The sequence below is a fragment of the Mesorhizobium sp. M0563 genome (assembly GCF_040321065.1).
Taxonomy (GTDB): Bacteria; Pseudomonadota; Alphaproteobacteria; order Rhizobiales; family Rhizobiaceae; genus Mesorhizobium.
In genome coordinates this window covers 95,814-119,953 of sequence record NZ_JAMYQV010000021.1, presented here as the reverse complement: position 1 = coordinate 119,953, position 24,140 = coordinate 95,814, and the positions used below count along the sequence as shown (strand labels likewise).

28 protein-coding genes are annotated in these 24,140 nt (G+C 62.7%); 19 read left to right on the top strand and 9 right to left on the bottom strand.

From position 1 onward, the window contains the following. The first annotated feature begins 203 nt into the window (after positions 1-203). Together NKI50_RS24185 and NKI50_RS24180 are read left to right on the top strand one after the other, a co-directional pair. On the top strand, positions 204-851 hold the full coding sequence (locus NKI50_RS24185) for a thiamine phosphate synthase (RefSeq protein ID WP_352640137.1): 648 nt from the start codon (positions 204-206) through the stop codon (positions 849-851). A 1-nt stretch (position 852) separates the two neighbouring features. Further along, positions 853-1,884, top strand: coding sequence for a tetratricopeptide repeat protein (locus NKI50_RS24180; RefSeq protein WP_023719623.1), 1,032 nt, complete (start codon positions 853-855; stop codon positions 1,882-1,884). Between the two features lie 45 nt (positions 1,885-1,929). Here the strand turns inward: NKI50_RS24180 and NKI50_RS24175 are convergent, their stop codons facing one another. After that, a complete protein-coding gene (locus NKI50_RS24175; protein WP_023719624.1) occupies positions 1,930-2,946 on the bottom strand; it encodes a zinc-dependent alcohol dehydrogenase family protein in 1,017 nt (338 codons plus the stop codon). Between the two features lie 95 nt (positions 2,947-3,041). Between NKI50_RS24175 and NKI50_RS24170 the strand changes: the two genes are divergently transcribed. From NKI50_RS24170 to NKI50_RS24140, 7 genes are all read left to right on the top strand, one after another. Further along, on the top strand, positions 3,042-3,914 hold the full coding sequence (locus tag NKI50_RS24170; protein WP_352480922.1) for a LysR family transcriptional regulator: 873 nt from the start codon (positions 3,042-3,044) through the stop codon (positions 3,912-3,914). Positions 3,915-4,052: 138 nt separating this feature from the next. Further along, on the top strand, positions 4,053-4,619 hold the full coding sequence (gene efp, locus NKI50_RS24165) for an elongation factor P (RefSeq protein ID WP_023678016.1): 567 nt from the start codon (positions 4,053-4,055) through the stop codon (positions 4,617-4,619). A gap of 81 nt (positions 4,620-4,700) precedes the next feature. Beyond that, a complete protein-coding gene (locus tag NKI50_RS24160) occupies positions 4,701-5,501 on the top strand; it encodes an inositol monophosphatase family protein (RefSeq protein ID WP_023719626.1) in 801 nt (266 codons plus the stop codon). 99 nt (positions 5,502-5,600) lie between these two features. Continuing rightward, entirely contained in the window at positions 5,601-6,308 is a 708-nt protein-coding gene (gene trhA / locus NKI50_RS24155; protein WP_023719627.1) for a PAQR family membrane homeostasis protein TrhA, read from the top strand. A 115-nt stretch (positions 6,309-6,423) separates the two neighbouring features. Then, positions 6,424-7,449: a MotA/TolQ/ExbB proton channel family protein gene (locus NKI50_RS24150; protein WP_023719628.1), complete on the top strand. Its 1,026-nt coding sequence runs from the start codon at positions 6,424-6,426 to the stop codon at positions 7,447-7,449. 1 nt (position 7,450) lies between these two features. Further along, positions 7,451-8,482, top strand: a complete 1,032-nt coding sequence (locus NKI50_RS24145; protein WP_352480924.1) for a peptidoglycan -binding protein — start codon at positions 7,451-7,453, stop codon at positions 8,480-8,482. 264 nt (positions 8,483-8,746) lie between these two features. Continuing rightward, positions 8,747-9,145: a hypothetical protein gene (locus NKI50_RS24140; RefSeq protein ID WP_352717803.1), complete on the top strand. Its 399-nt coding sequence runs from the start codon at positions 8,747-8,749 to the stop codon at positions 9,143-9,145. Positions 9,146-9,224: 79 nt separating this feature from the next. Here NKI50_RS24140 and NKI50_RS24135 read toward each other — a convergent pair whose 3' ends face one another. Beyond that, complete coding sequence (locus NKI50_RS24135) at positions 9,225-9,575, bottom strand: DUF1304 domain-containing protein (RefSeq protein WP_352480926.1); 351 nt, start codon at positions 9,573-9,575, stop codon at positions 9,225-9,227. Between the two features lie 183 nt (positions 9,576-9,758). Between NKI50_RS24135 and NKI50_RS24130 the strand changes: the two genes are divergently transcribed. Together NKI50_RS24130 and NKI50_RS24125 are read left to right on the top strand one after the other, a co-directional pair. Then, the gene (locus NKI50_RS24130; RefSeq protein WP_352480927.1) at positions 9,759-11,243 is read left to right on the top strand and encodes a carboxypeptidase M32; all 1,485 of its coding nucleotides are present in this window, start codon (positions 9,759-9,761) and stop codon (positions 11,241-11,243) included. A gap of 251 nt (positions 11,244-11,494) precedes the next feature. Next, entirely contained in the window at positions 11,495-13,477 is a 1,983-nt protein-coding gene (locus NKI50_RS24125; protein ID WP_352717801.1) for a DUF3857 domain-containing protein, read from the top strand. A 25-nt stretch (positions 13,478-13,502) separates the two neighbouring features. On the opposite strand, the gene NKI50_RS24120 is transcribed toward NKI50_RS24125, so the two are convergent. Further along, entirely contained in the window at positions 13,503-15,305 is a 1,803-nt protein-coding gene (locus tag NKI50_RS24120; protein WP_352480929.1) for an ABC transporter transmembrane domain-containing protein, read from the bottom strand. Positions 15,306-15,509: 204 nt separating this feature from the next. Between NKI50_RS24120 and rpmE the strand changes: the two genes are divergently transcribed. After that, on the top strand, positions 15,510-15,731 hold the full coding sequence (gene rpmE, locus NKI50_RS24115) for a 50S ribosomal protein L31 (protein WP_006327661.1): 222 nt from the start codon (positions 15,510-15,512) through the stop codon (positions 15,729-15,731). A 70-nt stretch (positions 15,732-15,801) separates the two neighbouring features. Here the strand turns inward: rpmE and NKI50_RS24110 are convergent, their stop codons facing one another. Next, positions 15,802-16,512 (bottom strand): hypothetical protein, encoded by a 711-nt coding sequence (locus tag NKI50_RS24110; protein WP_352717799.1) that lies wholly within the window; start codon positions 16,510-16,512, stop codon positions 15,802-15,804. 157 nt (positions 16,513-16,669) lie between these two features. Here NKI50_RS24110 and NKI50_RS24105 point away from each other — a divergent pair, with 157 nt between their 5' ends. Beyond that, entirely contained in the window at positions 16,670-17,743 is a 1,074-nt protein-coding gene (locus NKI50_RS24105) for a helix-turn-helix domain-containing protein (RefSeq protein ID WP_352640133.1), read from the top strand. Between the two features lie 16 nt (positions 17,744-17,759). Here the strand turns inward: NKI50_RS24105 and NKI50_RS24100 are convergent, their stop codons facing one another. Beyond that, positions 17,760-18,401 carry a TetR/AcrR family transcriptional regulator gene (locus NKI50_RS24100; RefSeq protein WP_352480932.1) on the bottom strand — a complete coding sequence of 214 codons (642 nt, stop codon included), beginning with the start codon at positions 18,399-18,401 and terminating at the stop codon, positions 17,760-17,762. Between the two features lie 112 nt (positions 18,402-18,513). Between NKI50_RS24100 and NKI50_RS24095 the strand changes: the two genes are divergently transcribed. Both NKI50_RS24095 and NKI50_RS24090 read left to right on the top strand, forming a co-directional pair. Beyond that, the gene (locus NKI50_RS24095) at positions 18,514-19,347 is read left to right on the top strand and encodes a Rossmann-fold NAD(P)-binding domain-containing protein (RefSeq protein ID WP_352640132.1); all 834 of its coding nucleotides are present in this window, start codon (positions 18,514-18,516) and stop codon (positions 19,345-19,347) included. Position 19,348: 1 nt separating this feature from the next. Further along, the gene (locus NKI50_RS24090; protein ID WP_352480934.1) at positions 19,349-19,828 is read left to right on the top strand and encodes an anthrone oxygenase family protein; all 480 of its coding nucleotides are present in this window, start codon (positions 19,349-19,351) and stop codon (positions 19,826-19,828) included. 20 nt (positions 19,829-19,848) lie between these two features. Here NKI50_RS24090 and NKI50_RS24085 read toward each other — a convergent pair whose 3' ends face one another. The 3 genes from NKI50_RS24085 to NKI50_RS24075 form a co-directional block, all read right to left on the bottom strand. After that, positions 19,849-20,160, bottom strand: coding sequence for an Rdx family protein (locus NKI50_RS24085; RefSeq protein ID WP_023719638.1), 312 nt, complete (start codon positions 20,158-20,160; stop codon positions 19,849-19,851). Beyond that, positions 20,157-20,906, bottom strand: a complete 750-nt coding sequence (locus tag NKI50_RS24080) for a YebC/PmpR family DNA-binding transcriptional regulator (protein WP_023678028.1) — start codon at positions 20,904-20,906, stop codon at positions 20,157-20,159. The genes NKI50_RS24085 and NKI50_RS24080 overlap by 4 nt, the downstream gene beginning before the upstream one ends. Before the next feature lie 232 nt (positions 20,907-21,138). Continuing rightward, positions 21,139-21,462 (bottom strand): ArsR/SmtB family transcription factor, encoded by a 324-nt coding sequence (locus NKI50_RS24075; RefSeq protein WP_352640131.1) that lies wholly within the window; start codon positions 21,460-21,462, stop codon positions 21,139-21,141. A gap of 51 nt (positions 21,463-21,513) precedes the next feature. On the opposite strand from NKI50_RS24075, the gene NKI50_RS24070 reads away from it, so the two are divergent. Genes NKI50_RS24070 through NKI50_RS24055 form a run of 4 tightly spaced genes read left to right on the top strand, consistent with a single transcriptional unit; the run spans position 21,514 to position 23,334 of the window. Next, positions 21,514-21,996 (top strand): SRPBCC domain-containing protein, encoded by a 483-nt coding sequence (locus NKI50_RS24070; RefSeq protein WP_352640130.1) that lies wholly within the window; start codon positions 21,514-21,516, stop codon positions 21,994-21,996. A gap of 28 nt (positions 21,997-22,024) precedes the next feature. Next, positions 22,025-22,417, top strand: coding sequence for a VOC family protein (locus NKI50_RS24065; RefSeq protein ID WP_352640129.1), 393 nt, complete (start codon positions 22,025-22,027; stop codon positions 22,415-22,417). Positions 22,418-22,472: 55 nt separating this feature from the next. Further along, entirely contained in the window at positions 22,473-22,835 is a 363-nt protein-coding gene (locus NKI50_RS24060) for a hypothetical protein (RefSeq protein ID WP_352640128.1), read from the top strand. Positions 22,836-22,866: 31 nt separating this feature from the next. Further along, positions 22,867-23,334 carry an SRPBCC family protein gene (locus NKI50_RS24055; protein ID WP_352640127.1) on the top strand — a complete coding sequence of 156 codons (468 nt, stop codon included), beginning with the start codon at positions 22,867-22,869 and terminating at the stop codon, positions 23,332-23,334. A 21-nt stretch (positions 23,335-23,355) separates the two neighbouring features. Here the strand turns inward: NKI50_RS24055 and NKI50_RS24050 are convergent, their stop codons facing one another. Further along, positions 23,356-24,120: a TerC family protein gene (locus tag NKI50_RS24050; RefSeq protein WP_352494148.1), complete on the bottom strand. Its 765-nt coding sequence runs from the start codon at positions 24,118-24,120 to the stop codon at positions 23,356-23,358. Between the last annotated feature and the right edge of the window lie 20 nt (positions 24,121-24,140).

The following is a 24,140-nucleotide window of genomic DNA, read 5'->3' as shown; positions in this document are numbered from 1 at the left end:
CGCTAAACACGGGGGCTGCGCGGCGGACACGCCGACGTCACAGCTACTGCCACGCCATTTTTGCAGAACTTGACGCACACAACTCCGATAGATCTAGCCGGCAATCGTGATCCCCCTGCCGCCTGTTCAATCCCCGCACTTTGCTCTATGCCGCAATGCAACCATCTTCGCCCGGCATAGGCGATAACCGGGACCGAACACCAATGAATGACGCAACGCCCCCCAACCGCTGCCGTATCGTGTTGATCGCGCCGCCGAACGTGCCGGCCGAGCGCATCGCCACAGCCTTCGACGGCGGTGACGTCGCCTCGCTGATCCTGCCGGAAAACGGCATGGACGAGGCCGCCTTCCAGGCCTTTGCCGAGCAGATCGTGCCGGTGGCGCAAGCGGCCGGCATTGCCGTCATCATTGCTGGCGACACCCGCATCGCCGGCCGCGTCCAGGCCGACGGCATCCATGTCGAGGTCGGCAAGGACGAGCTCGCCGAAACGATCGAACACTTCCAGGCCAGGATGATGGTCGGCACCGGCGGCGCCAAGACCCGCGACGACGCGCTGGAACTTGGCGAGGTCAGGCCCGATTATATTTTCTTCGGTCGCTTCGGCTACGACAACAAGCCGGAGCCGCATCCCCGCAACCTGTCGCTCGGGCAATGGTGGGCGGACGTGATCCAGATCCCTTGCATCGTCATGGCCGGATCCGATCTTGCCTCGGTGGAAGCTGTCGCCGCCACCGGTGCCGAATTCGTGGCGCTTTCCAGCGCGGTTTTCGCCGGCGACGTCGATCCGAAGACGGCGGTTGCCACCGCCAACGCGCTGCTCGACGAAACCGCACCGCGCTTCGAGGACTGACGTGCTCTCTCGGACGATCCTTTTCAGCGCTTTTCTCGCAACGGCCGTAACCCAGGCGATAGCGGCGGAACCCGTTCCGCTGCCGCAGCCGAGGCCGGATTCCAGCGAGCCTGCCGACAAGCCGTTTCTCCCACCATTGCCGCAGCCCGCCACCACGGCCCCTTTGCCGTCGGCCGATACCATCAACCCCGACCGCTTCGGCGCAAAACCGTCCGACGCCGCCTACGGCGCCTTTCAGCGCGGCCTCTACAAGACGGCCTACAACCTTGCGATTTCCCGTGCTCAAAACGGCGATCCGGCGGCACAGACGCTGGTGGCCGAGATATTGTCGCGCGGCCTCGGCGTGCCGGTCGACGCGGCAGGGGCGGCGAAGTGGTATGCGCTTGCCGCCGAGCAGGGCATCCCGGAATCGCAATTCCAGTATGCGCTGATGCTGCTCGATGGCCGCTACGTCAAAAAGGACGAGAAGGAGGCCTATGCGCTGATGCAGGCCGCCGCCGAAGCCGGCAACCGCCTGGCGCAGTTTAATTTTGCCCAGCTGATGGTGGAACAGGAGCCCGGCGATGCCGGTATTGCCAAAGCCGTATCCTATTACGAGCGCGCCGCCGCGACCGGGCTTGCCGACGCACAATATGCGATGGCACAGGTCTACGCCAATGGCGCCGGCGGCAAGCCGCGCGACGATGTCCGCGCCCGCGGCCTGCTGGCACAGGCTGCGCGGCAGAACTACGACACGGCGCAGATCGATCTCGCCACCTGGATGATCGAGGGGCGCGGCGGCGCCCGCGACCTGAAATCGGGCTTTAACTGGATGAAGCAGGCCGCAGAAGGCGGCAACGTCGCCGCCCAGAACCGTCTCGCCAAGCTCTACATGAACGGCATCGGCACCGATCCGGATCTGATCCTCGCCGGCGCCTGGTATGTTGTCGCCCGCCGCGCTGGGCTCATCGACCAAGAGATGGATGATTTCCTGCAGGGCCTGACCGACGAGCAGACGCAGCAGGCGCTGCAACGGGCCAATCGCCTGCCCTGACTGTGATCTCGCGACTCATTGCACCCGGACTCGCAAGCGCGAGGCTCATTGCGTATGATCGAGCACGACCTTGCCGAAGGGCGAGCCGTGTTCAAGGTACCGAAAGGCTTCGGCGGCCTGGGTCCACGGTACGACCCGGTCGATCACCGGTCTCAATCGGTTGACGACAATGGCGCGGTTCATCGCCTCGAAGGATTCGCGTGAGCCCACCGGTATGCCTCGCGCCCTGACCTGCCGGCGGAAGATGTCGAGCGGGTTGATGGCGCCGTCACTGCCGCCGAGATAGCCGATGACGTTGATCTGGGCGCCGCGCGCCGCTGCCCTCAGCGATTGTGTAAAACTCTGCGGTCCGCCAACCTCGATGATATGGTCGGCGCCGCGCCCATCCGTCAATCCCAACACGGCCGATGCCCAGTCGGGGACGCTGCGATAGTTCACGCCATCATGCGCGCCCAGTTGCTTTGCCCGTGCAAGTTTCTCGTCGCTGCTCGACGTCACGATGACGCGCGCCCCGGCAGCGGCGGCGAATTGCATCGCAAACAAGGAAACGCCGCCGGTGCCGAGACAAAGTACGGTGTCGCCGGGCTCGACGCTGCCCTCTGTAAACAGCGCGTGCCATGCCGTCACGCCGGCGCAGGGCAGCGTCGCCGCCTCGAAGTCGCTCAGATTGGCCGGCGCCAGCACCGCCGCCTGTTCATCGAGCCGAGCAAATTCGCTGAGCAGCCCGTCGATCGGGCCGCCACGTTGATAGGAGGGCTCGGCCATCGCGAAACTGCCGCCGACCCAGCGCTGCCAGAACGTGCCGCAGACCCGGTCGCCGATCTGGAACCTGCTGACCTCGGCGCCGACGGCTACGACTTCGCCGACGCCGTCCGACAGCGGCACCAGCGGCAATGCAAACTTCGTGTGATAGCTGCCGCGGACGATCTCGGCATCGCGGTAGTTCAGCGCCGTCGCCTTCACCTTCACAATCATCTCTTGGCGCCCTGGTTCAGGCATCGGCCGCTCGACCATTCTGAGATTCTCGAGGCCGCCCGGGCTCTGCAATTCGATCGCTTTCATCGTGTTCCTTCTCTGCTGGTGCTGCCGGAGGAAAATCGCTTGCCATCCATCGGATTTCAAATTCATAATGTTCAGCATAATTATGCCTCTCTGACATGTTCAGGTGTCTCGTGCTCGAAGAACTGAAAACACTGGCCCTCTTTGCCGAGGAGGGTTCGATTCAGAAGGTGGCTCGACGCCTGCCGTTGACGCAGCCGGCCGTCACCCGCCAGATCCAGCGGCTGGAGGAGATGCTCGGCACGGAATTGCTCGACCGCCGGCTAAAGCCGTCGCGACTGACCCCGGCCGGCGTAGAGGTGCTGGCACGCGGCAAGGACATTCTCGCCGCCGTCGACGCGCTGCGATCATTCGCCAGGGGCAACGAGCCGGAGGGTCTGCTGCGGCTCGGCCTCGCCCATGGACTTTGCGACAAAGCCGTGGCCGCCGCCATTGCTGATGCCGTGGCGCGGTTTCCGAAGGTTTCGCTGCGTCTGAAGAGCGGTTGGAGCCTTGAGCTGGCCGACCAGCACAAGCGCGGACAGCTCGACCTCGCCTTCATCCTGGACGGCGGCAATTCCAAAACTGGCGACGGCGTTGTCGGAACCGAGCCCCTCGCCATCATCGCCGCCGAAAACACCGGCCGGCAAGCCGACGTCAAGACCATGCCCTGGGTTCTCAGTCCTGAACCTTGCGACGCGCGCCGGCGGCTGGCGGCTGCCCTTGCCGAGGGCGGCCACAGGTTGATGGTCGGCGCCGAGATTCAGGACAGCGCGCTGCAGATCGACTGGGTTCGTCGAGGCCAAGGCCTTGGCCTGCTGCCCAAGCGGCTGCTGCAGGAAAAGCTGCCGGAGGGCATTGCCCTGGTCGACGCTCCCGGCCTCGAGCTGTCGCTGCGAATTGTCGTCTTGCGTTCGCCGCACCTGCATCTTTTAACAGAGGTAGCCGACGCCATGAGCGCGGCCGTAACCGCCATCGTCAGGACGGACTGAGGCTGCCGCGCCGCGCTGCCGGGCGAGCTTCGTTCCCGCTTCATCGGAAGGCGCTCCTTGCCTCTGCTAGCGATTTGTGGTCTTGGAGGCGCCAAATTGCCCTTTGCGGCGATCATCTCATTTCCGGATCACCTCACCATGGCCAAGATCAATGGCAACGAAATCCGTCCCGGCAACGTCATCGAGCATGATGGCGGCCTTTGGGTGGCGGTCAGGACCAACACCGTCAAGCCCGGCAAGGGCGGCGCCTACAACCAGGTCGAACTCAAGAACCTGATCAACGGCACCAAGCTCAACGAGCGCTTCCGTTCGGCCGAGACGGTCGAGCAGATCCGGCTCGATCTGAAGGATTTTTCCTTCCTCTACGAGCAGGGCGACGCGCTGGTGTTCATGGACACCGAAAGCTACGAGCAGCTCGAATTGCAAAAGGAGTTCGTCGGCGATCGCGCCGCCTTCCTGCAGGACGGCATGATGGTGACGGTCCAGCTCTATGACGAAAGGCCGATCGGCATTTCGCTGCCCGACCAGGTGACGCTGACCATCACCGAGGCCGACCCGGTGGTGAGGGGCCAGACGGCAGCCTCGTCCTACAAGCCGGCGATACTCGAAAACGGCATCCGTGTGCTGGTGCCGCCGTTCATCGGCTCGGGCGAGCGTATCATCGTCGATACCAACGAAATCACTTACGTACGCCGCGCCGACTAAGGCGTGATCCCGAAAAGTGGCAGACTTTTTGGATAGGATCACGCGTCAAAGCAGATAGGCGCAGCGACAGGAAGAAGAGCAATGGCGCGTTCCGCGATCCTCAATGTCATGGTCCAGGCCGCAATGAAGGCCGGCCGCTCGCTGTCGCGCGACTTCGGCGAAGTGCAGAACCTGCAGGTCTCGATGAAGGGGCCGGGCGACTATGTCAGCCAGGCCGACCGCAAGGCCGAAGACATCGTCTTTGCCGAACTGTCCAAGGCGCGGCCCGGCTACGCCTTCCTGATGGAGGAACGCGGCGTGATCGAGGGCGACGACGGCCAGCACCGCTGGATCGTCGATCCGCTCGACGGCACCACCAATTTCCTGCACGGCATCCCGCTGTTCGCGATCTCGATCGCGCTGGAGCGCCAAGGCCAGATCGTCGCCGGCGTCATCTACAATCCGGCGATGGACGAGCTCTACACCGCCGAGCGTGGCGGCGGCGCCTTCATGAACGATCGACGGTTGCGCGTCGCCGGCCGCACCAAGCTGGTCGATGCGGTGATCGGCTGCGGCGTGCCGCATCTCGGGCGTGGCCAGCACGGCAATTTCCTTGTCGAGTTGCGCAATGTCATGGCCGAGGTCTCGGGCGTGCGCAGCCTCGGCTCCGCCTCGCTCGATCTCGCCTACGTCGCCGCCGGCCGCATGGACGGTTTTTGGGAAATCGGCCTGTCGGCCTGGGATATTGCCGCCGGCATGTTGCTGATCCGCGAGGCGGGCGGCTTCGTCTCCGATTTTGCCGGCGGCCAGGACATGCTGACCGCCGGTTCGGTCGTTGCCGGCAACGAACTCATGCAACGCGCGCTGTTGAAGACGGTGAAGAAGCCGCTCCCAGCGCGCTGATGTAGTCGCGCCGCGCTGAAGCGCCGCAGTCGCAAAACCGCAACCAAAGCTTGAAATACTGTCCCGCGGCCGCCCAGATAAGGCGACGCAGGATCATCGATGACGAACAGCCGGCCCACATCCCAGAGCGAATTATCCCAGCTCGACATCCCCTTCATGGGGCGCTGGCATTACTCGCGCGCCGAGATCATCGCCGACGGTATCGTCCACGCCGTGGGCATCGTGCTGGCGATCGCTGCCGGCTCGACGTTGCTGGCACTGGCCGCCTATCGAACCGGCCCCGGCGAATATGTCGCCGCCGCCTTCTATGTGGTCTCGCTGCTCACCGTGCTGTCGGTTTCGCTGGCCTATAATCTGTGGCCGGTATCGTCGCCGGCGAAATGGATATTGCGGCGCTTCGACCATGCGGCGATCTACCTGCTGATCGCTGCGACCTACACGCCGTTCCTTGCCCAGCTCGGCGGCTCGCCGCTGGCTGTTTCGATGATCGTCCTGGTCTGGATCGCCGCGACGGTCGGCATCGCCATCAAGGTCTTTCTCCCCGGCCGTTTCGACCGGCTGGCAATCGTGTTCTATCTCGCCATCGGCTGGAGCGGCATCGTTCTGGTGGAGCCGCTCCTACGGACGCTGCCGGCGACATCGATCGCCCTCATCGTTGCCGGCGGCATCGTCTATTCCTGTGGCGTGATCTTCTTCGCCTGGAAAGGCCTGCGCTTCCACAATGCGCTGTGGCACGGCTTTGTCGTCACCGGCGCCGGCCTGCATCTGGCCGCCATGGTCGACTGCCTGGTCATCAACCGGCTTTGACCTCCGGTCGCGGACAGTGGCAATATTGCCAAGCGCCATTCAATTTCGTCACAATTCCGTTTAGAGTCGCAAACACAATGTGATCGGCGGCGATGGCATCGGAAACGGGGCACGGATGACTTTACTCAGATCCTTCGGCATGGGCAGGCGCTCCGACGTTCTGATCTACGACCCGCACAAATTGTCGAGCCCGCAGGTCTTTCTGCTGACCATGGTGATCTTTCTGTTCATCGTGGCCTTTATCGCCGCCATCCTGACCCGCCAGATCTCGACCGCCTTCGTCACCAATCCCGGCCTCAACGGCCTGATCATCGGCGTGCTGGCGGTCGGCATCCTGCTGGCCTTCGTCCAGGTCGGCCGGTTGTTCCGCGAGGTGCGCTGGGTCAATTCGTTCCGCGCCGGTTCCGAAACCACCGAACCCGTGCTGCTGGCGCCGATGAAGGCGATGATCGGCCGCTCCTCGACGATTGCCTTCTCGACCAGTTCGATGCGCACCATGCTGGATTCGATCGCCACCCGCCTCGACGAAAGCCGCGACACCTCGCGCTACCTTGTCGGGCTGCTGGTGTTCCTCGGCCTGCTCGGCACCTTCTGGGGCCTGCTCAACACGATCGGCTCGATCCGCGAAACCATCGAGTCGCTCGATCCCGGCACCGGCGACGCAGCGGCCGTGCTCGAATCCCTGAAGCAGGGGCTTTCCGCCCCTTTGGCCGGCATGGGCACCGCTTTCTCGTCGTCTCTGTTCGGCCTGTCCGGCTCGCTGGTGCTCGGCTTCCTCGACCTGCAGGCCGGCCGCGCCCAGACGCGCTTCTATACCGAGCTCGAGAACTGGCTGTCCTCGGTCACCGACCTGTCCTCCGACATCGTCGTTGCCGACGCGGCCAAGAGCGAACCCTCCGATGAAATCCGTCTGTTGTCGGAAAAGCTGCGCACCCTGCAGGAGAATGGCGGCGGCTCCAATCCGCGCGTCGCCACCGCCATGGCCAATCTCGCCGACGGCATTTCTGGCCTGGTCAAGAACATGCGCTCGGAACAGCAGATCATGCGCGACTGGGTCGAGGCCCAGTCCGACGAGCAGAAGGCGATGCGCAACACCCTGGAGAAGATCGCCGACGCCTTGAAGAAACCTGGAGTGCATTGACGTGGCGTTGGCACGAGGCCGGCGCTCCGACCGCCGCATCGATTACTGGCCTGGCTTCGTCGATGCGCTGTCGACGCTGCTGTTGGCGATCATGTTCCTGCTCACGGTTTTCGTGCTGGCGCAGTTCCTGCTCGGCCGCGAGATCTCCGGCAAGGACACGGTGCTCAACCGCCTCAACTCCCAGATCAATGAGTTGACCCAGCTTCTGGCGCTGGAGCGCTCGACGACGCAGGACAAGGAGGACACCCTTGCCAATTTGCAGGCCTCGCTGTCTGCATCGGAGGCGGAAAAGAGCCGGCTCGAACAATTGCTGGCGCAAGGCGCTGGCGCCGGCGACGCCGCCAACCAGCGCGCAACGGCACTTTCCGGCGAGCTCGACAGCCAGCGCCAGATCAGTCAACAGGCACTGAGCCAGGTTGAAATCCTCAACCAGCAGATCGCGGCGCTACGCAGGCAAATCGGAGCGCTCGAAGAAGCGCTCAACGTGTCCGAAACGCGCGATCGCGAGTCCAACACCAAGATTGCCGATCTCGGCCGCCGCCTCAACGTCGCGCTGGCGCAACGCGTGCAGGAACTGAACCGCTACCGCTCCGATTTCTTCGGCCGCTTACGTGAAATTCTCGCCGACCGCGAGAACATCCGCATCGTCGGCGACCGCTTCGTCTTCCAGTCGGAAGTGCTTTTCCCGACCGGCTCCGAAGTGATCAACGATGCCGGCAAGGTCGAAATGAAGAAGCTCGCCGATGCCATCATCGAATTGCAGAAGGAGATCCCGCCGGAGATCAACTGGGTGCTGCGCGTCGACGGCCACACCGACAACAAGCCGCTCTCCGGCACCGGCCGCTACCGCGACAATTGGGAATTGTCGACGGCGCGCTCGACGTCGGTGGTCAAGTTCCTGATCGAGAACGGCGTCCCGGCCAACCGGCTGGTCGCCGCCGGCTTCGGCGAATTCCAGCCGCTCGACCCCGCCGATACCGAAGAGGCGCGCAACAAGAACCGCCGCATCGAGCTGAAGCTGACCGAGCGGTGATCTGCAAGCCTTTGGCTCGTTACATGCACCGGATCGAGCCGGCTCAAGTCGGCGGCATCTAGGGCACTGGTGCGGCAGCGGCAAGAGCTGAAAAAATTACCTTTTTTTAATTACACTTTGCCACCACCACCTTTTAGCCTTGGTCATGGGCCGAGAACCGCCGGCGGTGGAACCGCTCATCGCGACGCGACGGAACCTGACGGCCCGCGGCCGGAAGGCGGGCCCCTCCCAACCACCGCCTTCCCCAGTAAAGGAGACGCAACCATGCGCTTCTTCGCTCCCGGGAACCTCAGGACTGCTACGCTCGCCACACTTCTCCTCGCCGTTCCGTTTGCTGGCGCTTACGCCGGCCCGCGTGTGACGGCCTTGATCAATCAGATCCAGAGCGTGGAGACGGGTATCCAGGGCGCCATCCGGGCGAACAAGCTCGAGCCGGGCGAGGCGCGTGACTTGCGCACGCAGGTCGCTCAACTCGATCGGGCCGCCCAGAGGGCCGCGCGCGATGGAACGATGCCGAGCACGCAATATCAGCAGTTGCTGGCGCAGCTCGACGATGTCAGCCAAAAGCTACGCGCTGATACCGGCAGTGCCTTCCTCATCGGCAACGGCGGCGATGGCGGATACTATCCTAACGGCTACGGCCCAAACTATCCAGGCGGCTGAGATCGGCCGCAGCGCCCGGCGCTGTGGCAATTGATTTTGCGTATGATCCTTTTCCAGTTTTCGGTTCAGGGATCATGCGCTAGCCCAACGCCAGCGCAATCAGCGCCAGCATTGCCGGCACTGTCTGGATGAACAGGATTTTACGGCCCACCGTCGCCGCGCCGTAGAGACCGGCGACGGCGACGCAGAGCAGGAAGAAGACTTTGAACTGGAAACCGGCTTCGCCGAGGTAAAGCCCCCAGATCAGCCCGGCTGCGAGAAAACCGTTGTAAAGTCCCTGATTGGCCGCAAGCACTTTCGAGGCACTGGCGAATTCCGGCGTCAGCTTGAATACCATGTGGCCGCGCGGCGTGTCCCACAGCACCGTCTCCAGATAGACGATGCAGAGGTGGATCACGGCCACCAGCCCGACCAGCACATTGGCGATCATATCTCGTCTCCCCCATTGCGGTCTGCCGCCGCCGACGACATTGATCACGCACGCCACGCTTCCGCAAGATGCCGTTCGGCCGTTGCGGCCGGCAGTCAATGCATCGGTCGCAGACGGTCTTCAGGGGTTGCCAACACTTTTGCGTTGGTATCTTTTCCCGCCGTCAAATCAGCGGAACCCACCATGTCCTTTCAAAAACTCGACGACCTCGGCCACAAGCTCGAAGCGCTGGAACATGCCCTCGCCATTCTCGGCGCCGACGAGGCGACCCATATGGCGGTCGGCGGCGGCGAGAAGCGCGCCGAGGCGATGTCGGCGCTTGCCGGCATGCACCACACCCAGGCGACTGCGCCGGAGATTGCCGACTGGATCGCGGCGGCCGAGCAGGAGGCGTTGAACGAAGAGCAGCAGGCCGCGGTCAGGGAATTCCGCCGGCAGTACACCAACCTGACCTGCCTGCCGGTCGAGTTCGTCGAGCGCCAGACGACTGTACGCATGCGCTCCGAGCAGCTCTGGCGCGACCTGCGCGCCAAGAACGACTGGGCCGGCTTCCTGCCGGCACTCGAAGGCGTCGTGGCGCTGGTCCGCGAGGAGGCGACACTTCGCGCCGAGGTGCTCGGGCTCGAGCCTTACGACGCGCTGATGGAGCAATATGACCCGGGCAATCGCACCGCCGACATCACGCCGGTGTTTGCCGAGTTGAAGGCCTTCCTGAAAGGCTTCGTACCGGAGGCACTGGCCGTGCAGGAAGAGCGGCTGGCGAAACATCCGCTAAAGCCGCTTTCCGGCAGCTACCCCTTGGACAAGCAGCGCGAGCTTGGCCTCGCCATGATGGCGGCAGTCGGCTTCGACCTCACCCACGGCTCGCTGTCGGTTTCGCACCATCCCTTCTGCGGCGGCGTGCCGAGCGACGTGCGCATCACCACCCGCTACAAGACCTCGGATTTCCTGTCGGCGTTGATGGGCGTGCTGCACGAGACCGGCCATGCGCTGTACGAGCAGAACCTGCCGAAGGCGTGGGCACACTGGCCGCTCGGCAGAGCGCGCGGCATGGCGGTGCATGAAAGCCAGAGCCTGTTCGTCGAAAAGCAGATCGGCCGCAATCCAGAATTCTGGCGCTGGGCGCTGCCGGTGGTCGAAAGGCACCTCGGCGAGAGCTGGACGATCGACGACATCCTGCCGCATGTGCACCGGGTCGAGCGCGGCCTGATCCGCGTCGATGCCGACGAGGTCACCTATCCGCTGCACATCATCCTGCGCTACGAGCTGGAGCAGGAGCTTGTCTCGGGGCGGCTTGAGGCAGCCGACCTGCCCGAGGCCTGGGATGCCAAGATGCGCGATTATCTCGGCCTGTCGACATCAGACAATCCGGCTGATGGTCCGATGCAGGACGTCCACTGGCCGGGCGCCGCCTTTGGCTATTTCCCTTCCTATACGCTGGGCGCCATGATGGCGGCGCAGCAATGGGCGGCACTGACCAGAGATCATCCTTCAGCCGACGAAGACCTCGCCAAGGGAGATTTCGCCGCGATCAACGACTGGCGCCGCAAAAGGATCTGGTCGCAAGGCTCGCGCTGGTCGACGCCGGAACTGCTCGAACGCGCCACGGGCGAAAAGCTCAATGCCGTGCATTTCACCGATCATCTGAAGAAGCGGTACGGTAACTGAGTCGCTTCGTCTGTTCCTGGTTCTTGCTGCGGTGACTGCAGAAATCCGCGAAACTGGCCTTTACTTTGGCAGGAAAGCCTCTGAAAAAGGAGTTCTTCCAAGTTGGGCGAGCGTAGATGTCTGCCTGTTACAGTTTTCGTAGGATGAAGTCTTTCTGGCCCCGCTTGGTATTTTTCATCTTGTTGATCGGCCTGAGTTCTCCGGCCATGTCCGACGACATGGTTCTCAAGGGCCCCGCGGAAAGCTGGGTAATGCAGGTTGATATTCCGGCTGCCGATCCCACCCGATCGGATCAAATCAAGAATGGCGTTTCATGGCTGCTCTCGGACGACCAGATCAAGCATCGCGCCGGCGGCTATGTCGAGTACTCGCGCACAGTCTATAAAATCGTTGACCGTCCCGGGCTGGATCGGGGCGCGAGTATCGATCTGCAATTCGATCCGTCCCGGCACAAGGTCACGCTCAACCATCTTCACATCATCCGCGACGGCGCCGTTTTGGACCGGCTGGAAGACGTCGAATTCGACATCTTCCGCAGGGAAAGAGATGCCGAGAAAGGCGTCTTCGACGGCTGGCTGACAGCACATGTCAACATCGATGACGTGCGCGCCGGCGACATCGTTGATTACGGATCGACCTATGAGATAACGCCGCTCGTTGGCAAGGATCTCTTCTTCAAGAATTTCTCCACCGAATGGGAAGAGCCGGTAGCGCTTATCCGCACGAGCATCATTTGGCCTTCGGGCCAGCCGCTCGAGACCAAGACAAGGGGGACCCAACTCAAGCCTTCGATCTCGTCGACAGGGCCGGACACGACCTATCTGTGGGAAATTCCAAACCCGAAACCGGTCAATGTCGAGGACAACCTGCCCGTGACATATCCAGGCTGGGGCTCTATCGATGTCGCATCGACCGCGAATTGGCAAAGTGTGGTCGATGCTGTTGCGCCCTATTACAAGCCAGCGACCGTTTTTCCCTCGGCTTTTGCCGCAAAGCTCGACGACATCGCACTGCGGCATCCAGTGCCCGAAGACCGGATGGTCGAGGCAATGCGGTTGGTGCAGGACCAGATCCGCTATGTAAGCCTGTCGATGGGTGCCGGTTCCTACATTCCGCGTGATCCCGCGACCGTCATCCTGAGCGGGTTTGGTGACTGCAAGGACAAGGCACTGCTGCTGGTTTCTTCGCTTGTGCGGCTTGGCATTGCTGCCGAGGTTGCCCTGGCCGATCTCGACGAAGGGCGGGCCCTGGACCAGCATCTGCCGGCGCTTCGCGATTTCGACCATGCCATCGTCAAGGCGAGGATCGGAACAAAGACATATTGGCTGGATGCTACCGACTATCTTCAGGGCGGCAAGGCGCCCAATCTCGCACAGTCGGACTACGGCTTCGCGCTGCCGCTTTCCAGCACCGGCGGATTGGAGAAGATGCCGAGTCCTGTGCTTACCAGCCCATCGATCCAGATCGCCGAGGACTTCGATTTTCCGCGGAAACCGGGCGATCCCCTCGTGCTGACGGTCTTCTCGACATATCAGGACGCCGATGCCGATTGGATGCGCGGCAATTTGGCCAGCCGGTCGCTGAGCGAGGTGTCGGACGCCTACCTGAAATACTACAACAAGCAATATCCGGGCATCCAAACCGTCGCCAAGCCGGAAATCGTGGATCGCCGCGACGACAACATAGTGAGCGTGAAGGAAAGTTATCGCTTGCCGGCAGAGGCGCTGGCGGCCAACGATCTGGCAAAGAATTTCCCGATCCGCGCGGCCGATCTCGGCAACAACTCTCTTCCAGCCCCGACAATCGTCGACCGAACCGGGCCCGTCTCCATCGGCCCCCAGTTCTACCGGCGTCACAAGATAACGGTGCGCAACCTCAAGGCGAGGTTTTCCGGCGAGTCGATGAAAAACGTCGTGACGCCCTATCTGTCTCTCAAGGCGTCCTGGTCCAACACGCCCACCGAATTTCAAGTCGAATGGAACTTTCAGAGCCTGGCAACTGAAGTGCCGGCCAAGGCGATTGCCGACTATCTGAAAACCGTCGATGACGTCGCGGACGAAATCCGGTGGCAGTACGATTTTACCTATGAAGAGCCGCCTGCCGATGTGCAGCTCAGCGATCCGGCAAAGGAGCAGCGCCAGACCGTCGCCAGCATGCTTTTGTTGTCGTTGCTTGTCGGCGTTCCCCTGTTCATCGCCTATCGACGCGGCAAACGCCGAGCTTTCGGTAGCTGAAGAATCCCAGCGGTCGCTGGGGGACCTACTCGGCCGCGCCCCTGAAGGCATTCGCCCCGGTTTCGAACTGCAGCTTGGCCAGCCGCGCATAGATGCCGCCCTTGGCGACCAGGCTCTGATGCGTGCCTTCCTCGACGATGCGGCCGCCATCCATGACCAGGATGCGATCGGCCTTCAGCACGGTTGCCAGCCGATGGGCGATGACGATCGTGGTACGCCCCTGCATCAGCCGGTCGAGCGCCGTCTGCACCAGCGTCTCGCTTTCGGCATCGAGTGCCGAGGTCGCCTCGTCGAGCAGAAGGATCGGCGCATCGCGCAAAATGGCGCGGGCGATCGCCACGCGCTGGCGCTGGCCGCCCGACAGCGTCACCCCGCGCTCGCCGACCTGGCTGTCATAGCCCTTTTCGAGTTTCAGGATGAACTCGTCGGCAAGCGCGTCTTTCGCCGCCGCCTCGATCTCGGCCTGGCTGGCGCCAGGCCGGCCAAAGCCGATATTGTCGCGCGCGCTTGCGGCAAAGATGGTGACATCCTGCGGCACGATGGCTATGCGCGCGCGGATCGCGGCCGGATCGGCCTCGCGCAGATCGACTCCGTCGATGACGATCCTGCCGGCTTCCGGATCGTAGAAGCGCAGAAGCAGCGAAAACACGGTGCTCTTGCCGGCGCCGGATGGTCCGACGATCGCCACCGTCTCGCCGGGTTTGACCTGAAAGCTGAGGCCATGGACGGCGGCGCGGTCGGGCCGGGCCGGATAGGAGAAGGAGACATCGTCGAAGCTGATCGCGCCTCTCGCCTTTGCCGGCAGCGGCTTCGGATCGGCGGGCGCCTGGATCGCGGGTTTCTCGGCCAGGATCTCGGTCAGCCGTTCGGCAGCGCCTGCTGCCTGGGACAGTTCGCCCCAGACCTCCGACAAGGCGCCGAGCGCGCCAGCAGCGAACACCGAATAGAGCAGGAATTGGCCAAGCGTACCTGGCGACAGCGTGCCGTCGAGCACGTCGCGCGAACCGAACCACAGCACCGCCACCACCGAGGAAAAGATCATGAAGATGGCGAAGAAGGTGAGAAAGGAGCGGGCAAAGATCGAGGCCCGCGCCGCTTCGAACGCTGCTTCCACGGCGGATGAAAAATACCCGGTGACAAGCTTCTCGTTGGTGAAGGCCTGCAGGGTGCGGACCGCGCCGATCTGCTCGCTGGCATAGGCGGTGGCATTGGCCAGAGTATCCTGCGCCAGCCGTGACTTGCGCCGCACCGAGCGGCCGAAGGCGACCAGCGGCAGCACGATTAACGGAATGGCCGCGATGACCAGGCCGGACAGTTTTGGGCTGGTGAAGACCATCATCGCCACGGCGCCAAGGCCGAGGATGACGTTGCGCAAAGCCACCGAGGCGGTAGCACCCACGGCCGATTTGACCTGTGTCGTGTCGGCGGCGAGCCGCGAGACGATCTCGCCCGACTGGGCCGTGTCGAAGAAGGAGGGCGACAGCGTCGTGACGTGGGCAAAGACATCGCGGCGGATATCGGCAACGACGCGCTCGCCCAGCGTGATGACGAAATAGTAGCGGCTGGCAGACGCCGCCGCCAGCACGGCGGCCATCACCACCAGCATGGCGAAATATTCGGCAATGAAGCTGGAATCGGAAGCGGAAAAGCCGTGATCGATCATCCGCCGCACGGCCAGTGGCAGCGCCAGCGTCGTCGCCGCCGCGACGGCCAGCGAGATGATCGCGCCGATGACCATTTTGCGGTAATGGGTGATGTAGGGAAACAGGCGCTGCAGCGGCCTCAGCGAGCGCCTGCGCTCGTCTGCATCGCCGCTGATGTTCGCCATGACCGTGTCCTTTGGCCTTTTGAGGTTTGCGCCATCAATATGCGCTTGCCGCGGCCTTGTGATTCAATTCCGGCTGATGTATAGGCTCGCCGACCGTTTTAGAAGCCGTGGCTCCTCAATAGCTGCGGCTTCGAGTTTTAAAAAGGGGCGCATCGACGCAGGCTTCAGCCCGTCGGCAGCACCCGGCAAGCCAGGAACAGAACCATGAAGACCGACATCCATCCCGACTACCACACCATCAAGGTCGTCATGACCGACGGCACCGAATACATGACCCGTTCGACCTGGGGCAAGGAAGGCGATACGATGAACCTCGATATCGACCCGACGACCCATCCGGCCTGGACCGGCGGCCAGCAGACCCTGCTCGACCGCGGCGGCCGCCTGTCGAAGTTCAAGAAGCGCTTCGAAGGTTTTGGCCTGTAAGGTCGAAGAACGCTCAAGCCGCATTGGCTGCCTGCAGATAAAAAACCCGCCCTTGTGGCGGGTTTTTTATTCAGCGGATCGTCGCGCGAACGAAATCGCCCTTGATGACGATCGAGGGTTTGGCGCCGGCGGTGTTGGGAAGCGAACTGTCGACGAAGGACGCCAATGCTGTCACCGAATAGCTGATCGGAACCTGCTGGCCGAAGGACAGCGTGGCATCCAGCGCCTTGCCGGCAATCGCGATGTTTTCGTCCTGCCGGATGCTGCCATAGAAGAGATTGACCTTCAGCGCCTCGCCCTTGAGATCGATGCTCGAAGCATGCCCGTCGAGTGAAACATCGGCGGCCTTGCCCGCGATGGCGATAGTAGAGAAATTCCCCGCCATGTTGGCTTGCAGCGCCGCTTGGTCGATCGACACGGAACTCTCGGGTTGGATGTTGGCGTTGATCTCGACCACGCAGTCCGAAGGATCCAGCCACGAGGAGGGAGCAACATCGATGCGTAGCGTCGAGGCCACCAGCTTCATGTCGCTGGCGGAACGGCAGTCACTGGCGAACCAACTCGAATACCAGCTCGCAAACCAGCCTTCACGGCGGCCGCTGATCGTCGCGTGGTAGGGTGCCGCGGACGAAGTGGTGAGCTTGACGGAACTGGCTTCGCCGGTGATGACGACGGCGCTCACCCCGACGAGATCGAGCGTCTTGGAGGCCTCACCGGTCGCCGGCGATGCCAGGGCAACGCCGGCAAAAGGCAGCAAGACGAGAATTGCGGATTTCATCATTGTCTCCGATCATGTTGGGCGGTCGCGACTGGACCGTGGCGTTGTCGAGATGATCTGAAACGTCGATTTCCGCGACCTTGATCGCGATCCGGGACGACCGCGAACGCAATCCGGGTCATTGTCGGCCGCTGCCCGCTTTGGAACCACGCTTGCGATCATGATCTTCATTCCCCTGCCATTCGTCGTTGCCCTGTTGCTGGTCATCCTGCTCGTGCAGATGGTCCGCCGAAACGAGGCCGATCTGCGTGAAAACATCGCCTTCATGCTGCTGATCGCCGCCTATGCCTTGCAGTCGGTGCTGATCGGCATTCGCTGGGGTTATGATGTCAGGGCAATCATGCCGTTCCAGTCGGTCCTGGCGACACTGATCGCACCCCTTGCCTGGATAGCCTTCAGCGGTTTGACGAAGGAACCGTCCGCGCATCGCCTGGCATCACTCTGGCCGCATTTGCTGCCGGCCTGCCTGGTTGTCCTGCTCCTGATCTTCTGGCGCGAGCCGGTCGGGCCGGTGATCATCCTCGTTTTCCTGTCCTATGGCGCCGCCCTTCTTTGGCTGGCGCTGGCCGGTCCGGATGTTCTTGTCGAATCGCGTCTCGACGGCGTCTTGCGGTCCTACCGATCGCTGTTGGTGACGGCGCTGGCGATCCTTGCATCGCCGGTCACCGACATCATCATCAGCTTCGACCTCGAATGGACAGGTGGCACTCATTCCGGCGCGGTGATTGCCGCCGCCAACGTCCTAGCGCTGATGCTGCTCGGCAGCGCGGCCGCTGTTGCCAGCGAAACCGCTGCTTCCGACGAAGAGGAAGTGGATGTGTCGCACGCCCAAACCACGCCACGGGTGACCAGCGAAGATTCCGCGGTCGCGGCGGCGGTCGACGCGCTGATGACATCGAAATATCTCTACAAGGATGTCGATCTCAACCTCGGGCGCATCGCCAGGCGGCTCGGCCTCCCCGCACGGCAAGTGTCATCGGCGGTCAATCGCGTCCACGGATCGAGCGTATCCCAATACGTCAACGGCAGGAGGATCGATGAGGCCCGCCGCTTGCTCGCGGCGACCGACGAACCGATCACCCGCATCATGCTCGACGCCGGTTTCCTCAGCAAATCGAACTTCAACCGTGAGTTCCTGCGCATCACCGGCCTGAGCCCGAAGGCATGGCGGCGGAAGTATCGGCCGCCGAAGGGCACGATGCCGGCCATCTCCTTGCCAGGCAAGGGAAAATGAATGCGCGCGGCGCCGGTCAGGCGCCGAGCAACTCTCGCAGAGCCATCCGCTTGTAGGCCGCAACCAGCCTGTCACCCTCTTGCCGGTCGACCGAAATCGCAAGCCGCATTGCGGCCTCGCCCATCTGCCAGATGAGAAATGCCGTGGTTTCCAGCGCTTCCGGATCGGCGGACGGCCGCAACCGCTTCAGCACCGTGGTGAGGAATTCGGCGTTGGCCCGGCTGTCGGCAAGCTCAAGCTCGCGCAATGCTTTGTCGGCCTGTGTCCCCGACCAGATGTCGCGCATCACCGGCTCGGCCAGGAATAACCGGTAGTAGATATCCACCAGCTCCGAAAACGCCTGGCGCAAGCCGTCGGCGTCACTGACGTCGGCAAGTGCCGCCGCGATGCAGGCCTGGCTTTCGGCGGTGTAGCGTTCGGCCAGCGCCCAAATGATTGCCCGCTTGTCCGGGAAGAACTGGTAGAGCGAGCCGATCGACACGCCAGCCCTCTCGGCCACCTCGCCCATGCGCATCGCATCGCTGCCTTGCTCGGCGATCAGCGCCGACGCTGCGGCCAGCATGCGCTCGACCCGCTCGCGGCTACGCTGCTGGCTCGGCGTTCGGCGCGGCGATGCGATCTGGCCATCCTGTGAATCCGATACGGCAGAGCCTTCCATCACTGTCTCCAGGCGAACAATCAACAAATTGGCTTGACTCGCAAAATACGAGGGTTTATCACGTTTGGCAAATGTGAGGATTGCTCACATTTGCAAACTGAGGAAAATCGACATGAACCCTACTGTAACGAAACCAACTTTGATCCTCGGCGGCACCGGCAAGACCGGCCGCCGTCTCGCCGAGCGGCTGACGGCGCGGGGCCTGCCGGTGCAGATCGGCTCGCGCTCGGGTACGCCGCCCTTCGACTGGGAAAATAGCACGACCTGGGAACCCGCGCTTGATGGTGTCGGCGCCGTCTACATCAGCTACTATCCTGATCTTGCGGTGCCCGGCGCGGCCGACACCGTCGGCGCCTTCTCTCGTCTTGCCGTGGAGTGTGGTGTGCGCCGGCTGGTACTGCTGTCGGGGCGCGGCGAAACGGAAGCACAGCGCGCCGAAGAGATGCTCAAAGCTTCAGGCGCCGATTGGACGATCCTGCGCTGCGCCTGGTTTTCCCAGAACTTCAGCGAAGGCTTCCTCGTCGAATCTTTGCAGGAGGGCGAGGTGGCGTTGCCGGTCGGCAGTGTGGGCGAACCATTTGTGGATGCCGACGATATCGCGGAGGCCGCCTTTACCGTACTAACCCGGCAAGGACATGTCGGAGAGCTCTATGAGCTGACCGGGCCGCGGCTGCTGAGCTTTGCCGACGCGGTCGCCGAGATCGGCAGGGCCGCAGGCCGCGACATCCGTTTCAAGCGGGTTTCCCATGCCGAGTTCACCGCCGCCATAGCCGAGCACGAGTTGCCGGCCGAGTTCGCCTGGCTGCTCAACGAGCTGTTCACCGAAGTGCTCGACGGCCGCAACGAAACGCTGACCGACGGCGTCCAGCGCGTGCTCGGCCGCGCCCCAAAAGACTTTTCCACCTACGCAACCGAAACCGCCGCCACGGGCATCTGGAGGAACTGACATGATCATGAAACTGCTTCCCACCCTCACCTTCGTCGCTGCCATTGGCTCAGGCGTTGTCGGCGGCGTTTTCTTCGCCTTCTCCAACTTTATCATGCCGGCGCTCGCCCGCTTGCCTGCCGGAGGCGGCATCGCCGCCATGAATTCGATCAACATCACCGTGATTACGCCGGCATTCATGACCGCGCTATTCGGCACCGGGCTGGTCTGTCTTGTGCTTGCCGCCGGCGCTCTTATCGGCTGGAGCCAGCCGGGCGCGTTCTGGCTTCTCGCCGGCGCCCTGATCTATCTCGTCGGCAACCCGATAGTGACGATGATGTTCAACGTGCCGCTCAACAACGCCCTGGCCGCAGTCGATCCGGCAAGCGCCAACGGCGCCGCGGTATGGGCCACTTATCTCAAGGACTGGGTGATGTGGAACCATGTCCGCACCATCACCGCCATCGTGGCGCTGGGCTGCTTTATCTTCGCGTGGCGGTGAATGCCGGGGCAAGAAGACCCTCAGGCAGGGTCCTTCGACTTATGACCCTTGCGATCGGCATGGCCGAGATCGCGATCCGGATCGATGACGTCGCGAACCAGTTGCTTGAGCTTTGCGGCGTCGGGAAAACCGCCGTCACGTTTGCGGTCCCAGACCAGCGTGTCATTGCAGGAAATGGTGAAGATGCCGCCGGTACCGGGCACCAGCGTCACTTCGCCGAGATCGGTGCCGAAGGTGGACAGCAGCTCCTGCGCCATCCAGCCGGCCCTGAGCAGCCACAGGCACTGCGTGCAATAGGTGATGCGGACTGTAGGCAGCGCGTGTTGGGTCATGCCGCGCTGAGCTTCGCCAAGGTCTCCTCGTCGACCTCGAAATTGGCGTAGACGCTCTGCACGTCGTCGTCATCTTCAAGCGTCGCGACCAGCTTCATCAGCGATTGTGCCCGCTCCTCGTCGACCGCGATATTGGTCTGCGGCTTCCAGATCGGCTTCACCGATTCAGCCTCGCCGAGCGCGCCTTCCAGCGCCTTCGACACCTCGCCGAGGTTCTCGAAGGCGCAGTAGATCGTGTGGCCTTCCTCGTCCGACTGGACGTCGTCGGCGCCGGCCTCGATCGCCGCGTCCATCACCTTTTCGGCGCTGCCGGCCGATGCCGGATAGTAGATCTCACCGACGCGGTCCCACATGAACGACACCGAGCCGGTCTCGCCCATCGCCCCGCCGGCCTTGGTGAAGGCAGCGCGCACATTCGACGCCGAGCGGTTGCGGTTATCGGTCAGCGCCTCGACGATTAGCGCGACGCCGCCCGGCCCATAACCCTCGTAGCGCACGGCCTCGTAGGTCTCGGCATCGCCCATCGACGCCTTGTTGATGGCGCGCTGGATGTTGTCCTTCGGCATCGACACCGCCTTGGCGTTCTGCACCGCAAGGCGCAGGCGAGGGTTCATCGATGGATCGGGCGTGCCGCTCTTGGCGGCGACGGTGATTTCGCGCGCCAGCTTGGAAAACATTTTCGATCGCACCGCATCCTGACGGCCCTTGCGGTGCATGATGTTCTTGAACTGTGAATGGCCAGCCATGGCACCCCTGTCGTCTTCTCGGCTAGAGCATCCGCGGCCTGGTGAACCACCCGGCGCCTTGCAAAGTGCTCGAATTCAAAATCTCAGAACGTCCTGCTGCGTCCGGACGGACGTACGGCGCTCTATGTCGGAATGGCCGGCTTATAGATAAATCGGCTCAATTCGTCCAGCCGCGCCGTGGCAGACGACACGCAAGGGCTTGAGACCCGAAAAGGCAGGCTTCGGCGGCCGTTCACCCCTCCAGATCGGACTCCAGCCGGTCGAGAATGCTGATCGCGTGCGTGGCATATTGGCTGATCCAGCGGTCGTGGATGTGCTTGATCGGCAGGGCGTTGAGATGGTTCCAACGCTCGCGGCCCTCGCGCCGCGCCACGACCATGTCTGCCTCCTCCAGCACTTTCAGATGCAGCATGATCGTGCAGCGGTCCATGTCGGGGAAGGCATCGCACAACATGCCGGTGGTCTGCGGCGCATCCTTCAGCCGGTCCAGCAACTCACGCCGGCGCGGATGCGCCAGCGCCTTGAAAACATTGTCGTCCTGCGAATGGCTTGACATGTTATTTTTCTATAACATATCGTTGAGCCATTCAAGGAAGGAGCTGTGGATATGTCTCTTGGATTCAGGGTTTCGGGCCGCATCGGCAAACCTGTCGCCGAAGTCTTCGACGCGGTCGTCAATCCGAAGAAGCTTAGCGGCTATTTCACTACGATCGGCGGCGCCAGCGCGCCGCTGGTGGCTGGTGCCGGTGTTGTCTGGTGGGGCAAGGTCCCCGTCGAGGTCGACGAAGTGATCAAGGACAGCCGCATGGTGCTGCACTGGGACGCCTCCGATGCCGACGGCAAGCCAGCCTACAAGACCCGCATCGAGATGAATTTCGAACCGCTCGATGATGGCGGCACCTTTGTCACCATCGCCGAGACCGGCTGGCGCGAGGACGCGGTCGGCCTGAAGAAGTCCTATCTCAATTGCGAGGGCTGGTCGCAGATGCTGGCCTGCATGAAGGCCTATGTCGAATACGGCATCAATCTGCGCGACGGCTATTACCGCAGCGAGATGAAGGGCGAGCCGGCCAACGAGAACAACATCTGAAAAACCCCCAAGATGACGGAGGCCTGCGATGAAGCAAGTGACGCCATTTCTGATGTTCGAGGGCAAGGCCGAAGAGGCAATGACCTTCTATTGCGAGACGATCCCCGACAGCAGCGTCCTTGACGTCACACGTTACGGCTCCGGCGAAGACGGCCCGGAAGGGACGGTCAAGCTGGCGCGCGTGTCCATAAGCGGTCTGGAAGTGATGGTCTACAACAGCCCCGTGCACCATGCCTTCACATTCACGCCGTCGGTCTCGCTGTATGTGGATTGCTCCACGGAGGCAGAGCTGAACGGCATTGTCGAGGCCCTGGCCAAGGACGGCAAATTTCTGATGCCGCTGGACAATTATGGTTTCAGCCGCCGGTTTGCATGGCTCAACGACAGGTTCGGAGTCTCCTGGCAAATCAATTTGGCATAGCGGGTTCTGGACCGAACCGGCCAATCGAACCTGAACACGGGAATGGAGCCAGCAAATGACCGCGAAGATCAGCGGCGGCATCAACATCGCCATGAAAGTGCCGCCACATCAATACCAGGCAACGATCGCCTTCTATCGCGACGTCATCGGCCTGAAGCCATTCACGGCCAAGGCGCCCGCTATCGGCTTTGAACTCGGTCCCAATCGCCTGTGGATCGACGAGGCGCCGATGCTTAGTCAGGCCGAGGTCTGGCTGGAACTGTTCACCGATGATTTTCCAGGCGCGGCGGACCATCTCGCCAAGGCCGGCGTCGTGCGCTGCGACGCCATCGAGGCACTGGGTGAAGGCTTTCGCGGCGGCTGGATCACCAACCCGGCCAACATCATTCACCTCGTGCGCGAACCCGATGCTTGGTGAACCGGGGCGGCGCCGTGGAAAGGAGGACGCTATGGAAATCCGTGAAACACCGACCGCCGAAGCCGGCATGCTGATAAGGCGGCCGGTCGCCGACGTGTTCGAAGCTATCGTTGATCCGGCGATCACGACAAAATTCTGGTTCACCCACGGCAGCGACAGGCTGGACAGCGGCAAGGAAATCCATTGGGAATGGCGCATGTATGGCGTCTCGACGACGGTAACGGTCAGCGAGATCGTGCCGAACGAGAAGATCGTCATGCAATGGAGCGATCCGCCGACCACGGTGGTGTGGACCTTTACCGAGATGCCGGGCGGCACGACCTTTCTCGAGGTCCACAATTTCGGCTTTGCCGGCAGCCCCGATGAGCAGGTCAAGCAGGCGATCGACTCGACCGGCGGTTTTGCGCTGGTGCTCGCCGGCGCCAAGGCGTGGCTCGAGCAAGGCCTGACGCTTGGCCTGACCGGCGACCGCCATCCGAAGGGTTTGCCGGGGCATTAGGTCAACCGCGGTGGGCCATCCTCAGTGCCCGCCGCCCTTTGCCTTCTTCCGCCGCCGGGCCAGCATGTTGAGCCCTTCGACCAGTGCCGAAAAACCCATGGCAGCGTAGATGTAGCCCTTCGGAACGTGGTAACCCATGCCGTCGGCGATCAGCGTCATGCCGATCATCAGCAGGAACCCTAGCGCCAGCATGACGATGCTGGGGTTCCTGGCGATGAAATCGGCCAGCGGCCCGGCCGCCAGCATCATCACGCTCACCGCCACGATCACCGCGATGTACATGATCGCGATTTCGTCGGTCATGCCGACGGCGGTGATGATCGAGTCGATCGAGAAGACGAGGTCGAGCAGCAATATCTGGAAAATGGCGCCGGCCAGCGACAGCTGCAGTGTTTCGCCCATCATCGTGTCCTGGTGATCATCGAGATCGACCGTGTGGTGGATCTCCTTGGTCGCCTTCCAGACGAGGAACAGGCCGCCGGCAATCAGGATCAGGTCGCGCCATGAAAAGCCGTGGCCGAAGGCGGTGAATATCGGCATCGTCAACTGGACGATGATCGAGATGGTGGCCAGCAGGATCAGCCGCATCACCAGCGCGGCGGAGATGCCGAGCCGCCGGGCGCGGGCTCGCTGCGCTACCGGCAATTTGTTGGTCAAAATCGAGATGAAGATCAGATTGTCGATGCCGAGCACGACCTCCAGCACGATCAGCGTCAGCAGCGCGACCCATGCCGTCGGGTCGGAGACAAAGGCGAAATGCGGCGCCAGGAATTCGACTAGCTGCATGGAGGTCGTCCCCTCTACGA